Source organism: Microbulbifer maximicatervae (SeqCode), assembly GCF_052466985.1.
Window position 1 is genome coordinate 3833011 of sequence record NZ_CP174298.1, and the last position, 15686, is coordinate 3848696.

General features: G+C 43.7%; 9 protein-coding genes. 6 read left to right on the forward strand and 3 right to left on the reverse strand.

What is annotated here, in order from left to right:
• Window positions 1-30: 30 nt before the first annotated feature.
• On the forward strand, window positions 31-669 hold the full coding sequence (locus ACJJI3_RS16940; RefSeq protein ID WP_444940368.1) for a glutathione S-transferase family protein: 639 nt from the start codon (window positions 31-33) through the stop codon (window positions 667-669).
• A 78-nt stretch (window positions 670-747) separates the two neighbouring features.
• Here ACJJI3_RS16940 and ACJJI3_RS16945 read toward each other — a convergent pair whose 3' ends face one another.
• Window positions 748-1746, reverse strand: a complete 999-nt coding sequence (locus ACJJI3_RS16945; RefSeq protein ID WP_444911828.1) for a hypothetical protein — start codon at window positions 1744-1746, stop codon at window positions 748-750.
• A 23-nt stretch (window positions 1747-1769) separates the two neighbouring features.
• Window positions 1770-3116, reverse strand: coding sequence for a methyltransferase (locus tag ACJJI3_RS16950; RefSeq protein WP_413663866.1), 1347 nt, complete (start codon window positions 3114-3116; stop codon window positions 1770-1772).
• Between the two features lie 409 nt (window positions 3117-3525).
• Between ACJJI3_RS16950 and ACJJI3_RS16955 the strand changes: the two genes are divergently transcribed.
• The 5 genes from ACJJI3_RS16955 to ACJJI3_RS16975 are packed head-to-tail and all read left to right on the forward strand — an operon-like array spanning window position 3526 to window position 12220.
• Entirely contained in the window at window positions 3526-4755 is a 1230-nt protein-coding gene (locus ACJJI3_RS16955; protein ID WP_413663865.1) for an NAD-dependent epimerase/dehydratase family protein, read from the forward strand.
• 15 nt (window positions 4756-4770) lie between these two features.
• Window positions 4771-5748, forward strand: coding sequence for an NAD-dependent epimerase/dehydratase family protein (locus ACJJI3_RS16960; RefSeq protein ID WP_444911827.1), 978 nt, complete (start codon window positions 4771-4773; stop codon window positions 5746-5748).
• Window positions 5738-8869: a glycosyltransferase family 4 protein gene (locus tag ACJJI3_RS16965; protein ID WP_444940369.1), complete on the forward strand. Its 3132-nt coding sequence runs from the start codon at window positions 5738-5740 to the stop codon at window positions 8867-8869. Before ACJJI3_RS16960 ends, ACJJI3_RS16965 begins: the two co-directional genes overlap by 11 nt.
• Before the next feature lie 13 nt (window positions 8870-8882).
• Entirely contained in the window at window positions 8883-10985 is a 2103-nt protein-coding gene (locus ACJJI3_RS16970; RefSeq protein WP_444940370.1) for a glycosyltransferase, read from the forward strand.
• A complete protein-coding gene (locus ACJJI3_RS16975; RefSeq protein ID WP_444940371.1) occupies window positions 10982-12220 on the forward strand; it encodes a glycosyltransferase family 2 protein in 1239 nt (412 codons plus the stop codon). Before ACJJI3_RS16970 ends, ACJJI3_RS16975 begins: the two co-directional genes overlap by 4 nt.
• A gap of 70 nt (window positions 12221-12290) precedes the next feature.
• Here ACJJI3_RS16975 and ACJJI3_RS16980 read toward each other — a convergent pair whose 3' ends face one another.
• Window positions 12291-15644, reverse strand: coding sequence for an amidohydrolase family protein (locus ACJJI3_RS16980; RefSeq protein WP_444940372.1), 3354 nt, complete (start codon window positions 15642-15644; stop codon window positions 12291-12293).
• Between the last annotated feature and the right edge of the window lie 42 nt (window positions 15645-15686).

A 15686-nucleotide genomic window follows, 5' to 3' on the forward strand; every position in this document is an offset into this window, starting at 1 on the left:
TATGTCTCCATATAAATTCGAGATATTGAAATGGCAAATAAAATCATCTTTTATACGAACCCTCAATCGAGAGGCTGTATTGTTCGATGGATGCTAGAGGAGATATCGGTATCCTATCAAACTAAAGTACTTGAATATGGCGAAGACATGAAATCGCCACAGTATCTTGCTGTGAATCCTATGGGAAAAGTTCCAACACTAGTGCACGACAACAAAATAATAACTGAAGCAGCAGCAATATGTGTCTACTTGGCAGATGTATTTTCCGGTTCAGGTTTGTCTCCGATAAATAACGAAGAGCGTGCCAATTATTACCGGTGGATGTTTTATTCGGCTGGACCTCTGGAGTCCGCCATTGTGAATAAATATATCTTTGATGAAGATGTGGCTAAAGATAAACAGCAAATGTTGGGTTACGATAATTATAAATTGGCACTAGATACGCTATCTAGTGCGATTAAATCAAACCCGTATATTGTTGGAGAACGTTTTACAGCAGCAGATGTATATATTGGTGCACAGCTGGGGTGGGGGTTACAGTTTGGAACTATAGATAAACGTGAAGAGTATCAGGAGTATGTAACTCGTTTATCTCACCGTAAAGCATTTCAGCGAGCTCATGAACTTGATGTAGCTTTGGGAAAAGATATGAATATAAGTCCCGCTTAAATTTAAATATATTTTGTTTGAACTAAAAGGTCAGAAATTATACTTCTGACCTTTCTAATTTATCCCAAATACTAGTTTTCAACTAAAAATTCCGCTTTTTATTTGCCGAACAGCTCTGTTGAATCGAAAACGATCATTTCTGTCTATAGAAGTATTTTCATCCATCATATGCTCATAATCACTTTCAACTACTTTGAGATAATCTAGTGCTTCATCTTTATCCCCTTTCATTGCAATAAGGTATGAGCGAGACAAACACATTCTCAATTTATGAGCATCTGTTAGATGTTCTTTAGGATGATTATCGTGGAGCTTCAAGCATTCCTCTAGGCTAGCCTCGGTGAATGGGTCGTATTCTGCTACTTCCTTAGGAATTGGTTTTTTACACTTATAGATCGAACTTGAAAATACTTGCCCATACCAGTCGAAATAATCTTCAAGATATCCCATGGTTACTTTAATCCATGGTAAACGGTCAAAGAAAAAATCCTGATTAATGAAAAATGATTCTCCCTCAATAAGCTTTGGCATAAACTCTGCTGAAACATGTTTATTTAGGTCCTGAGTTTTACATACGTCAATAAAACAAATTTCAATTGGATTATCAGGCCAGGAAAACTCATTAAAATCACCGATATTTAGTTCTATCAATGACTGAAATGGAGAAATGCTATTTTCTAGAATAGGAACAAAAGATTCTCCAAATTTATAGGTTAGTGAATCACACTCCCAAACACGATCCGAACCATTTGCAGGCTTAGGTAGAAAACCCAATTCATAACTACTAATAGGTTTACTATCCAATATATTTGAGTTTCTGTTGTTTGAAAAATCTGAGTTACTCATCAACCCATGTGCGAGAGAAACCACAGACGCTCCCATAAAGCTTCCGGCATCAACAATATACCCTTTTTGCTGGAAGTTTTTTGACGCCAATGAATAGAGTAATTTACGTTCCGCAATCGAGACCATCCCTGGTGTCTCAAATACGCTCTGGGGAACTTTAGTTTTAGAAAATGAAATTTCTGGGTGTACATAACAACCCCTTGCAATTTCCGCATCATCAATTTCGTACATTATTTTGCTCCGAAAAAAATTGATTACTTAGCGTAAGCTACACAAAAAACAACATTTGTCTTCATTTCATCCAGTGTAATATCAGGAATTTCTTCTCTTACTCTGGTCTCTATTTCCGGAGTTAAACGCTCTAAAACATTACTATGGGAAGGCTGTAGCTCCCAGGTTTCGATATTAAAATACTTACGTGTTAATGCGCGTAATTCATCGATTCGAATTCGATTTAGATGTGTGTGTAAATAGTGATCGTGTGGCAAATGGCGAACAATATTAATATGGTTCCAGTCACAAAACTTAAGATGATCTGGATTTCCCTCGTCTAAAACTGATGGATTATGAGGAGGCATATGGTGCCCACTCCATCCATAAAAGTTGTGATGCAGAAATATAATTTTTCCTCCTTTGGTTAACAACCCCGCAATATCCTCGAATACACCCTCAATTTCCAATAGGTGCTCAGTGACATTGTGTAGGCAAACCGTATCAAAAGTCTTTATACCGACGAGATCGCGGGTAGAGCACTGGCGTAGATCAATATCCGGGATCAAATCCATGATGTCCTGGCCGGACATTGGAGCGTTAACCCACTTTCTTATCCTTTTATTGCGAACCCTCCTGGAGTCTAAAGACATTGCAGGGTCTACACCGGTATAACTGTTCGCCCCAGCACAGAGGTAGCCCATGGCATAGCCGCCAAAACCACAACCGACATCTAAAACATTGCACCCTTGTACATATTTATGTAATTTTCTTGGCCATGAGCAGTAGCCGAGTTCAACGGCACTAGTGATGAGATCCGAATCAAAATTCTTTAGTGCGTGGCGTATATTAGTGCAGTTGTGGAAAAATGCGATTTTAGCCTGCAATTCATGATTGTCCCAATCTTCTAAAGGTTCTATTTTCTTCAGTTGTTTTGCTGCCTTTGAGCGGGAAAGTTTTGAAAATGCAGGGTGAGAACGGGAAGTGTCTAAAATTTCAATCGCTTCCCTGGCGTTATTTTCGATTCGTATCAGTTTGACTTGGTCAAAGACTTTCAGAGCTCGTTTATGTTCTGGGTTGCACTTGATTGCTATTTTTATATCTTTTTCAGCTTGATCTATGTCTCCTTTAGCTATATTTAGCATAGCGGAGATTATTCTCATGCCTACATGGTGTGGATGTCTTGAGATGAAGGTCAGCGCATACTTATCACAATTTAGAATCGAACCATTTTTTGATTCGGCATAGCACAGAAAATAAGTAGCCGGATGAAAAGGGTTGAGATCGGCAATTGGACGCAATAACTCTCTCGCCAGGTCTATTTCTCCAGCTAATGCAGCTTGCTTCCCTTGTTCAAAGTTATCCAGCTGATTGATTTCTAAAGTAGACATTTAATTTTCCAAGTAATGGTAACCAGGTTTTTTGGCGTGGATATTGACTTGCATGCTGCAAATAGGTGCAGTTGCGCTCGATTTAAATCAAATATAATAAGATTGCTTATTATTGAGTACATGCTCGCAGCTAGCACTGATTTTCTTAAGCTATGAAAATATTCATAAATGTGAAAGTTGGAGCTGTCAAATAATAAATTTATTTTCTCTGAGAAAACTATTCAAGGTGCAATCTATAAAAGTTGGCGCGGATGCTAACTCGTATAATCGGTAAAGCTGGAAAGCCTGTGTTATAAATTGGATTTTGTAAGATTCACGTTATCCAATTAAGCAGCAGACGATAACACCTCAATCCTGAATAAATTGATCTGCCAACGGCCTGGTTGGCAAAACTTGTGGAGGTGGCTCTTTGAAACTGATAATAGTCGGTGGCGATGGCTTTTGTGGATGGCCAACCTCATTACATCTGAGTAATTTAGGTCATGAAGTTATTATTATTGACAATTTTTCTAGAAGAAAAATTGATAGTGAGCTCAATGTAGAATCATTAACACCGATTCGAGAACTGAAAGAGCGTATTGATACCTGGTTTGAATTAACGGGAAAGGTTATTCGCTTTGTGGAGTTGGATGTTTCCCAGAAATTTAACGATCTTGTAAATCTCCTAGAGGAGGAAAAGCCAGATAGTATAGTTCATTTTGGTGAGCAGCGCGCTGCGCCCTATTCGATGAAAAGCAGCTCTACTAAAAATTATACGATCGCTAATAATATTTGTGGTACTCATAATATTCTCAATGCGATTGTAGAGACGCAGCTTGATATTCACTTGGTTCACCTCGGTACAATGGGAGTGTATGGTTACGGCCATGAGGAGCCCATACCAATACCTGAAGGTTACTTGGATGTAAAAATAGAGACAGTTGATAATCGTCAAATTTCAGACTCTATCGTTTATCCGCCTAATCCTGGCTCCATTTACCATATGACCAAGACGATGGATTCGCAGATGTTTCAGTATTATGCGAAAAATGACAGGCTTCGTATTACTGACCTTCACCAGGGGATTGTTTGGGGAACGCAGACTGAACTCTCTAGTTTGGATGAGCGTCTGATAAATCGATTTGATTATGACGGGGACTACGGCACAGTCCTAAATAGATTTCTAATGCAAGCGACTGTCGGTTTCCCACTGACTGTTCATGGCACAGGTGGTCAAACTCGCGCATTTATCCATATCTCTGATACTTGCAAATGTATTGAGCAGGCACTTTTACATCCACCGGAGCTCGGTGAACGGCCACTGATTCTCAATCAGATGGCGGAAACGCAAACACTTTCCGATCTTGCACAATTAGTTCAATCACTGACAGACTGTGAAATAAGTTATCTGCCAAACCCGAGGAAGGAGGCAGAGAGAAATGATCTCAATGTAAAAAATGATTTACTTCGTTCATTTGGATGGCAGCCGATTCTTATTAAAGATAGTCTTCTACAAGAAATTACAGATATAACAATGCAATATCAAGATCGGGCTGATCATACAAAAATACCTTGCGTTTCTTATTGGACAAAGGGTAATAAACTTGCCGATATTTCCTATCGGGAAAAAACTAGTGAAGTTACTGAAACCATTTCCTAGTGGGTAGCTTTAGCTATGTCTACGCGAATCCTTATTACTGGTGGATGTGGATTTATAGGTTCAAATTTAGTCAAATATCTCAGTACTTTGAGTTTATATGACGAAATTTTAGTTTTAGATAATGAGGTCACTGGCACTACCGCAGCATTAGCCGGAATACCTCACCAATTTATTAGAGGAGATGTTAGAAATCAACGGGATGTAGATGAAGCTGTAAAGCAAGCTGATGCTGTTATACATTTAGCTGCAGATACACGTGTTATTAATTCAATAAATAACCCCGTCTATAATTTTGAAGTAAATGTACAGGGGACTGTTAATCTTCTGGAAGCAATGCGAAGGTATGAGGTTAAACATCTCATTAATGCTTCTACAGGTGGGGCGATCATTGGAGAAGCTGATCCACCAGTACACGAATTAATGCCAGTGAATCCCGCATCGGCTTATGGTGCGTCTAAGGCTGCAGCAGAGGCCTACTGTTCTGCATATTCTCAAAGTTATGGATTATCAATAACTTCTTTACGATTCTCTAATGTTTATGGTCCGCTTTCCTTTCACAAAGGAAGTGTGATAGCAGCCTTTATTAAAAATATTCTGAAAGGACAGGTCTGTGATGTCTACGGAGATGGCTATCAGACTAGAGACTTTATTTTTGTAGGCGATCTCTGCCAGGGAATAATTAGGGCTCTGGAAAAGAGAGAAAATGGGGTATTTCAGCTGGGTAGCGGCCAGCCGACGTCAATTAACGAAGTAATTAGTTTACTAAGGGATGTCTCGGGCTGCCATGAAGATCTTGAAATAGCTAACCACCCTTTCAGGGCAGGTGAAGTGCGCCATAACTATACGGATATTACTAAAGCAAAACAGTACTTGGGCTTTAGGCCGGAGGTATCATTAAGAGACGGTATTCAAATTACATGGGATTACTTTGTCAATAAGGAGGATGTTCTGAAGCCTAGCCTCTCGCAGAGGGCCCTACAGAATGCAGATTGACAAATTTTCAGTAGATTCATTCCCTGATTTAAATGCTTATGCAGGTTTTGAGTCGGACCAGAAGCTCAGAGTTTGTATAGCCACAGAAGAAATCCTAGGTCCGGTGAGAAATGGAGGGATTGCTTCAACCTACTATCACCTAGCGAAAGGACTGGCAGCACATGGGCACGAAGTACATGTGCTCTACTTAAAAGGTGAAACAGTTGAGAATGAAACACCTGAGTATTGGGTTGAGGAATATTCCAATTTTGGTGTTTCACTGCACTATTTGGTGCACACGGATGAAACAATAATTGGCCCCTCACAGAGTTGGCAGCGACGATATAGTGCGGCATACCGCTGGTTAATTGAACAGAGACGTTTTGATGTTATCCACACTTCCGAATGGCGAGGTGGATTAATTTATGCGTTGATGGTTAAGAAGTTGGGATTGGCGTTTAAAGATACATTATTTATTGTAAAGACATCGTCCCCGCACCTCTGGAATCGCCATTATCAAATGCAGCCATTGGTAAAAAGGGAGCTGTTACCAGCGAGTTTTGCTGAGCAGAAATGTGTTGAATTTGCCGATATGGTAATTGGTGGTAGCGCACATCTACTTTGCTTTATGCGCTATGTCGGTTATAAGCTGCCAACATCAACTTATGTTCAGCCAAATATTCTCGATTTTTCTGAAGTTTCCGTTGATGATAAACGCATTAATCGACAGCCTGGTGATGTAGTTCGCACTAACGAATTGACCTTCTTTGGTCGTTTGGAAATGCGGAAGGGATTGGAGCTCTTTTGTACCGCTCTGGATTTACTTGAGCGGACGGGGAATTGTCCTACCAGAGTTAATTTCCTAGGTAAATATGGTGAAGCCTTACCTAATCAAAACAATGAGAAGGTTGCGGACTATATTGAGCGAAAAGCATCTACTTGGAGTTTTGAAGTCAATTGCATCACAGATTATAACCAGCCGGAAGCTCTCTCGTTTTTATGTTCCAGGGATATGATAGCGGTAATGCCCTCCCTGATTGAAAACTCCACCATGGCAGTATATGAAACACTAGAGAATAATATTCCTTTTATTGCAACGCGAGTAGGGGGAACTCCAGAGCTTATCGCAAAAGAAGACCATGAAAGTTGTCTTATCGCACCCTACGCATTTGAGCTTGCGAAAAGGCTAGCAGAGGTACTGAAGAATGGGCATAAGATTGCGCATTCCAGTTTTGATAACAATTATAACCTTCAAGTTTGGTATGGTTTTCATGCCTACTTAGCAGATCTTTTTAAGCAGTATAGTGGCGCTGAAGCGATCACCAAGATTACAGGCTCTCCCACCTTAACAGCTTCTAATGAGATGGAGCTACCGACCCTAGAAGTGGTTGTTCTATTGCGGGATACTGAGAGTGTTATGGAGTTTTCTGAGGCACTTTTAGTTGATAGACCCGACTCCATCAAATTTTTATTAATTGATCCCTATCTTGAAAATATTGCTGAGAGAGCTTCTAACTTTCTATTGGAAGCCGGTCTCAATTGTAGTTTGGTGGATTTCATTGGATTTCCAGCAGGGATTGCACTGGCAAAAAGTCTTTCTGAAAGTACTCTAGATGCTTGCATTCTCTGTGATGGTACATCCTCTAGATTAGGTGGAAAATTTTGTAGTGAGTTACGCAAAACTCTTCAAATAAATCATGAATTCATAATCACTAGCTTTTTATCTCTACCTGAAAACAAGGTGGTAATGCCGATAGGTGGAGATATCGTCTCTGAGATCAGCTTTGGAAATGCAATAGGCACAAATATTATTTGTATCCCAAAACTGGTATCAAGCAAGGTGGGGTCAATACTCCCTTATGATATTCGCTACGGTTTGGTACAAGAATATATTTTAAGGGCGAACAAAGAATTTGGGTTTGAATTGATGGTTATTCCTGAGTGCCATCTTCGTAGTGATTACTATTTAGAGGAATTGGAAGAATCTCGAAATAACGCTAACTCAGTCTACCTTCGCTCAATGTCGTTGATTGAAAATGATAATATTGCCTATCGTAAACTAGCCCTTCTTCCTTCAGCTCAGCCTATTGGAGCTAAATTAAGACCAGCACTTTATCGGGATAAGAATCGTTTGGATGAGGAACCTGTGTGGCTTTTACATGCCGACCGGCCTCGTAAAATGAAAAATCGTAATCCGAGGGTAGTTGTTGGTTTGGACGAGAGAAATTCCCATTTGCTCTGTGTAGCTAAAGGTCCGGGAAATAGGCAATTAATTGTTAATGGTGAGCCCCAGTCAATTTCTTTGGAGCTACAAGATAATGAACTTACTTTACATAGATTCCCAATTCCAGATAAATGGGAAGAAGGTGAAAAATTTAATATTAAGTTTCTGTTAGAAGATCAAGAAATGACTTACACCCGTTTTATACGGGTTATAAAACTATCTAAAAATGTATTTGCAGCTATCTCTGGAAGTCCAATACTTAATGAGGTAGCTGTTGAGGAGATATTTAACCAAAAATATACCTGGAGTTTCTTCTCTAAATCAGAAAATAACACACCTGAAAACATTCAAGGGATAGATACTGAAGATACCACTTTATATGAGCAAGGTCACGCAGAGGTAGGAGAGTTTGTAGACAAGGATTATACAGTAGAAGGTAAGGATGAGCCTGAACATGATATTGCAAAAATTATCCATGAGCAGGGAAAAATCAATGAAACTGAATTTAAACCCAAGTTTAGTTTTCAGGCTGTGATTCAAAAATCAGGTACTACCTTGCAACGTATATTTAAGGGATATACTGGCTCACCTATTAAGGGGTCAATTCCACCACGAGAGCTTTTTGCACTCGATCCACGGGTTCTTGAGGGATGGGCATGGGATAGAAGCAATATAGCTAAAAATTTAGTGATTGTCTTAGAGGTAAACGGAAACATTGTAGCTGAAGCCACGGCGAATCGTTATGTGGAACGTTTCGGTACTCGAAACCCGAAACTAGCTTGGTATGGATTCCGGTTCTCATTAACCCCTGAAATAAAGCAGGAAAACTCAGAGATTACCGTACGTGTTAAGGAAAATGGACTTGTCTTACGAAATGGCCGATTGCGTTATCTTAAACAAATGCTAGTTGCGATCTAAGGTGGCTTGAATAATGAAAGAGCTTCACGAGGATTTACGCCTTGAAGCTGTTCAGAAACCTAAACGTATATGCATCCTAACGGAGGATATGTTTGGTCCAATAAAAAATGGTGGCATTGGAACGGCTTACTTTCATTTGGCTGTTTTTCTACAGAGATCTGGTCACAAAGTCACCATCTGTTTCGTTAATGGTTTAGCAAAAAATCCTGTGAAAATGAAAATCACAAAAAATTTTTTTGCAAAACTTAATGTTGAATTTCATGGTGTTGCACCGCAGGCACTAGCTAAAACGACAATGGCTCGCACTATGGCAATGCCCTATGCAGCCTATGAGTGGCTCAAGAGAAATGATCGCTTTGATATTGTCCATGTTTCAGAATGGCGTGGAATGGGTTATATAGCATTACTTGCCAAGAGTCTTGGTATTTCATTCCAAGATATACATTTTGCTGTTAAAGGTTCTTCCCCAACACTCTGGTCTGCCGAAGGTAATCAACAATTCCTTAAAGAGGAACGGCAATTGGGGTGGGTATTTATGGAGCGTAGAAGTGCTGAGATGGCAGATACTCTGATCTGTGGGAGTCAGCATTTAGTCTGCTGGATGAAAAATAATAAATACCGCCTGCCTGACCGCAGTTACTATTGGCCAAATGTATTTTTGGACGATCTATTACCTGATAATGAAGCCATAAAAAATAGTAACTTAGAGACAAAAGAATGGGTTTTTTTCGGGCGTCTTGAGCCTCGTAAGGGGATTATTCTTTTTGTGAATGCATTAAACACTCTTGCTAAAAGAGGAGTTAGATTACCATCGATTACTTTTTTGGGAGGGTACTCTTATCGATTTGATGCTCGAAAATTCATAGAGGAAAACCAGAAGCATTGGAGTACAGATGTCTCCTTTATAAGTAATTGTAATGCTATACAGGCTGTAGAGTATTTGAGTGGAGAAGGACGTTTGGCTGTGATCCCAGCTTTGTTAGAGAATTCTCCGATTTCTGTCTACGAATGCCTTGCAACTAAAGTACCATTTATTGCTGCTGATACTGGTGGTACTCGAGAATTACTTGATGACGAAAATGGAAAAAAAATCCTCTTCAAGCCCAATCATATTGCTTTAGCGAGAAAGTTAGAATTACATGCAAAGAAACTGCCTGCGCCGGGTATAAAACACCAGAGGCTTAAGAAGTCGTTAGATGTATGGAATAAATGGCATGGCCAAGAGCATTTAATTATTAAAAACGCCCGATCTTCCAATAGACATGATCCCTTGGTTTCTATATGCGTAACTCATTTTGAGCGTCCAGACTTTCTCTATCAAGCGTTAAAAAGCATTGAAGATCAGACTTATAAGAGCATAGAAGTTATTGTGGTTGATGATGGTAGCCATTCACAAGAAGCGCTACACGCGCTGGAAATTTTAGAAAGTCACTATCAGAAGAATGGCTGGCAGTTTGTATACCAGGAAAACCGATATGTAGGGGCTGCTAGAAATACTGCAGCACAAAATGCAAGCGGAGATTATCTACTTTTTTTTGACGATGACAATGTCATGATGCCGGAAATGGTAGATAAGTTGGTTAGCGCGGCAACTTTTGCAGATATTGATTGCCTGACTTGTAGCTCTATCCGATTTAGCGGCAGGGGCGCACCTAATACTCCAGAAGGTAAGCTCGGAACTCAAATTCGTTTTATGGGGCCAGCTAGAGCTTGGGCAACGAAAGTAAATATAGTCGGTGATGCGACATGTCTGATAAAAGCTACTAAGTTTAGAGATCACGGAGGTTATACAGAGAGATATAGAACAGGTAAGGATGATATTGAATTCTATAGCAAGCTAATTTTAGCAAAGGAAAATGTATCCTATTATCCTGATCCTTTATATTACTATCGCACCGGTGACAACTCTATGAAATCCAGAAATCACCTTCAAGAAGAAGGAGATTTCAGGCAAATAAGTCCTTACCTTGAAGGGCTCGACTCGGAAGAGAAAAGCCTCCTACTACTAAGAAAACAGCAAAAAGAAGCCAAAAAAAATAAAGGGGGAAAATATAAGCCAGGGTTTTTAAAGCGAACGATTCGAAGGCTGCGTAAATTCGCTAGGGTGAAAGTTTGAAAGTAGTTAAGTACATTGAAAGTGCTAGTGAAACACGCTTCCCTCTTATTTGTATCTTCCGAGATGAATTGGATATTCTCCCAGCTTTTCTTGACCATTACCGGTCTTTAGGTGTGACATGTTTCCATTTGGTGGATACGGGAAGTAGCGATAACTCGGTAAGCTATCTACTGAAGCAGAATGATGTCCAGCTATACGAAGTTGATTGTGGCTACCCCCAGGCAAACGCAGGTGTAGATTGGGTTAACCGAATTGCCCGGAATTATTGCCAGGGAAAATGGACTCTTGTGGTTGATGCTGATGAGTTTCTCTGGTTACCTGAAATTTCAGGTAAAACTTCCCTGAAAGTTATGACTCAGCTTATGCAGGGTGAATTAGCTTTTGCTCTATATACTCCACTAATAGATTTCTTTAGCGACAACCTTCAAGGGAATACATATGATATAAGAAATCTTTCCGAGTTAATGGAATCAACGCCTAACTATGTATCTTATAAAAGCTTTAAGAAAAAAAGCATATTAGCTTTTCCTTTTTTTGAAATTCGCTCCAAAGCCAGAGCGCAAATATCTGGTATTTCTGATTACTTTGTTAAATCCTATAAAATTCCGCTGGTTTATTGGCGGACGGGTTTTCAATATTTACGTTCAACCCACTCATGTACGCCGGTTCCTCTCAGTAAAAATTGCGCTCATCTTCTCCATTTCAAATTTCGGTCAGGCTTTCAGCAAAGGCTTAGTCGGGAATTGCAGAACCCTGACCGGATGAATGCTGATGTATATCGTATTTCCAAGGCCATCATTAAAAATCAGATAACTATCCCTCAATACACATCGGATCTGCGCAAGATAGATGGATTCGGGGAAAGCGATTGGCTAACAAAGATGGATTTTGATACTGATTGGCAGAATGAAAATAAGTCCAAAAGCCACTATTTCGAACTACTCACACAGCAAAAGATAGCCTCTGAGAGCTTTCTCGCCGATAACTTAAACCGTATAACCAAGTCTTTTAGTTGGCGACTGAGCCGGCCTTTACGCAGATTTCTGTTTCATCGAGGCATATTACGACACGATCACTATCCAGAAAGGCTCGACCAGGATCATCCATTAGTGGATCAGACGATTGCCATCTATGAGTCATTTTGGTGGTTGGTTACGGGAATCTTTAGACTGCCTGTCGCAATCTATCGCGCCATTCTCTGGCATAAGCTGGGAGGACGTCGCCGGACTAGGTAGGGCTTTATACAAAAAAGGCCGGGGAGGTTTGTCCCTGGCCTTTTGTTTGCATCTCAGTTTGTGCCTGAGGTTAGTGTACCCAGTGGTGGCGTTCCATCTTCTCCTGTACCGCTTCTGCCGTAGGAGCGGGCATAGCGCTGATAGGCAGGCGTTCGTGGAAGAATGCCAAGCGTTCGCTAGCCCCTACTTCGTTCATGGTTTCCGCCTCAAACACACGGCCATTAATTACCGTGTAGGTAATGTTCTCTGACAGGCGCAGGTTATCCAAGGGGTTGCCGTCAACCACGATCAGGTCAGCCAGCTTACCAGCCTCAATGCTGCCGATATCACCGTCCATACCCAAGTAGCGGGCACCATCGATGGTACCGGCGCGGAAGGCTTCCCAGGGAGTAAAGCCGCCCTGCTCCATCATCCACATTTCCCAGTGGGCTCCAAGCCCTTCGCGTTGGCCGTGGGCGCCGATATGTACGGTGACACCTTCGTCGCGCAGCTGCTTGGCCTGACGGGCCACATTAAAGTGGTTGTAGTGGGCATCCGGCGCAGTGGGGCGACGGATAGAGCGGGGGTTAACGATAAAATCGGGGGTAAAGCGGGTCAGGCGCTCGTTCTTCCATACCTCCGTGCGGTCATACCAGTACTCCTCACCCCAGAGACCGCCGTAGGCCACGACGAAGGTCGGTGTATAACCTACTTGGGTTTGGCTCCACAGCTGCTCCACATCGCCGTAGACATTGGCGATCGGTAGTGAGTGCTCGATACCGGTGTGCCCGTCCACAATCATGTTCATATTGTGCTGATACTTACCGCCGCCCTCGGGCACTACCATAATGCCGGCTTCGCGGGCTGCCTGCAGCACTTGCTGGCGCTGGTCGCGGCGGGGCTGGTTGTAGCTCTTCACCGAGATGGCGCCCATTTCCTTGAGGCGGTTCACGTGGAACTGAGCGTCCTCCAGGGAGTTGATCTTGGCTTTGTAGCCTGGACCTTTGGCGCCATAGAGGATGGTGCCGGTGGAGAAAATACGCGGCCCAGTAATCAGGCCGGCCTTTTGCATTTCAGCGGCAGAGAAGATCTCGCTGCTGTCATTGGAGGGGTCGTGAATAGTAGTCACTCCAAATGCCAGGCTGGAGAACAGGTTCCAGTTCTGCTGCGGGATAATTTCTTCGCGACCCTGAGCACCGTGGGCATGAGCGTCAATAAGCCCCGGTAAAACGGTTTTGCCGGTGATATCGATACGCTTCGCTTCGGTGGGAATCTCCACTTCCGTTGCGGGTCCCACGGCGACAATGCGGTTGCCCCGGAACAGAACCACACCATTGTCGATAATTTCACGGGTGTTTTCCGCATCACGCATAGTGACAACCTTGCCGCCGGTGAGGGCAACGAGGCCTGCGCGATTGTCGAAGGACTGTTCAAAGCTCAGGTCGATGCCTTCAGAAACTGGCTCTGGCAGTTCCTCCGGAGCGCCGGCGATAAATTCGAAGGCGTCCTTCAGTTCACGCTCGAACAGTTTGGGGCCGTGTGCCCAGCCCAAAGTGTCGCTATCGGCAGACCAATGCAGGTTTTCACCGGCTCGCTTGGATACCTGGGTGACTTTGACTGCTTTGCTATCGGGGCCGATAACCTCGGATTTGCCAGTATGCATAAAGGGCGCGACAAAGGCTTTGAAGTCCTGGGTGAAGGCAACCCACTTGCCGTCTGGAGACAGGCGGAAGGAAGTAATCTCAGCGCCGTGCAGGTGCTCGCGCTCATCCTTGCCTTCCAGGTTGGTGCTCTTCAGCACGCGCTTGCCGCCGTCAGCGTTTTGGTACTCGGAGAAGTAGATACGATCTTCGCTGGCGCCGAAATGAGGCTCATAGCCAGACTTCACGACCCGGCGTTGCCAGTCGCCGTCGGCGTCTGCCAGGTAAATGCCCGGTTCCAGGGAGTACTCAGGGCTGAGCAGATAGCCACCGGTAAAGCGACGGTAGGCCACTGCGTCACCACTTGGAGAAAAGCTTGGTTCAACGTATAGGCCTGGCTGCTTGGTGATGTTTTTACCGCGACCGTTGCGAGCGGAAACTACCCTCACATGGCCCAGGTTTTGGTCGTCCCAAGAGACATAGGTGATCTCGCGACCATCGCGGGACCAGCTGGGATAGAACTCAAAGTGGTCGTCCTGGCGGGTCAGACGATGGCGCTCACCACTGGCGATATCCTGAATATAAATCTTGCCCAATGCCTGGAAAGCGACTTGCTTGCCGTTGGGGGATTTCTGCGCCCAGCGGATCATCTTCACATCGAAGGTTTCCGGCGCTACGTCTACCGGGAAGCGCACCGCATCTGCTACCTGTTTCTCAACTTTCACATGGGCCGCAATCGGTGCGACGCTGTCGCCGTTGATGGAGATGCGCAGGAACTTTCCGCCAGTCCAAACGACCAATGATTCACCATCGGGCATCCAATCGTATTGAACGTAGTTGCCATGGGGGCCAAAGATTTCCTGCAGGTCGCGTTCGAGGCCGGAGTAAACCGGTGTTTCCAGTCCTGTATCCAAATCTTTCAGGAATAGGGAGGTCTGGTTGTCCTGGCGGCGAATAAAGGCCAGTTTACTGCCATCCGGGGATGGTGCAGGTGCCACTGCGCCACCGGGACCGGAGACAAAGGTCTCCTCTTCACCATCCTGGAGGTCATAGCGGTTGATGGCAAAAATTTCCTGGGTGGAGTTTTTGTTGTACTTCCACACGGTGCCGGGGGTGGTATCGATGGAGTAATAGACATAGCGCCCATCTGGGGAGAAGGCCGGATCGGCAATATTTTTCTGGGCGATATCGCCACCGATGCGCTCTTTCAGTTGGCGACCTTCACCCCCACCGTAGTGGTACATCCAGATTTCACCGGCGGGGATACTGCGGCCAGACATAAAGCCTTTACGCGCTACCAGGTACTGGCCATCGGGGCTCCAGTTGGGCGAGTGCAGCAAGTTTTCCTTCTCTGTCGTGAGCTGGCGAAGGTTGTCGCCATTGCGATCCATCAACCAGATGTTGTCGGCGCCGTCACGGTCGCTGATAAACACGATGGTCTTGCCATCTGGGCTGAAGCGCGGCTGCATATTCCAGGCGATTTCATTGGTCAGGGCTACCGCCTCGCCGCCTGCTACCGGCACTGTGTAGATATCGCCGAGCATATCGAACAGGATGGTTTTGCCATCTGGGCTGATATCCAGGTTGCTCCAGGTGGTCTCGCGGGTGTCCAACTGGATCGGTTTGAATTCGTAGGGTGGCTTGTTGATATCCCAGGGTTGGGCTTCTGCCTTTTCTACTTTCTTTTCTTTGGTAGCTTCGAGAGCGCTTTCGGCTTCTGCCACAGCACCCATCGGCAGGGTCAGTGCCAGGACAGTCAGAGCCAACAAATGGCGGCGCGGCTTGTTCTGCTTGGTGGTGTTCATTGAAATATCCCTCCGCCCGATTCTGTGTTTGGCGGCTATATT

Coding starts and splice junctions, on each gene's coding strand:
- ACJJI3_RS16940 (WP_444940368.1), top strand. CDS start 31: ATGGCAAATAAAATCATCTTTTATACGAACCCTCAATCGAGAGGCTGT.
- ACJJI3_RS16945 (WP_444911828.1), bottom strand. CDS start 1,746: ATGTACGAAATTGATGATGCGGAAATTGCAAGGGGTTGTTATGTACAC.
- ACJJI3_RS16950 (WP_413663866.1), bottom strand. CDS start 3,116: ATGTCTACTTTAGAAATCAATCAGCTGGATAACTTTGAACAAGGGAAG.
- ACJJI3_RS16960 (WP_444911827.1), top strand. CDS start 4,771: ATGTCTACGCGAATCCTTATTACTGGTGGATGTGGATTTATAGGTTCA.
- ACJJI3_RS16965 (WP_444940369.1), top strand. CDS start 5,738: ATGCAGATTGACAAATTTTCAGTAGATTCATTCCCTGATTTAAATGCT.
- ACJJI3_RS16970 (WP_444940370.1), top strand. CDS start 8,883: ATGAAAGAGCTTCACGAGGATTTACGCCTTGAAGCTGTTCAGAAACCT.
- ACJJI3_RS16980 (WP_444940372.1), bottom strand. CDS start 15,644: ATGAACACCACCAAGCAGAACAAGCCGCGCCGCCATTTGTTGGCTCTG.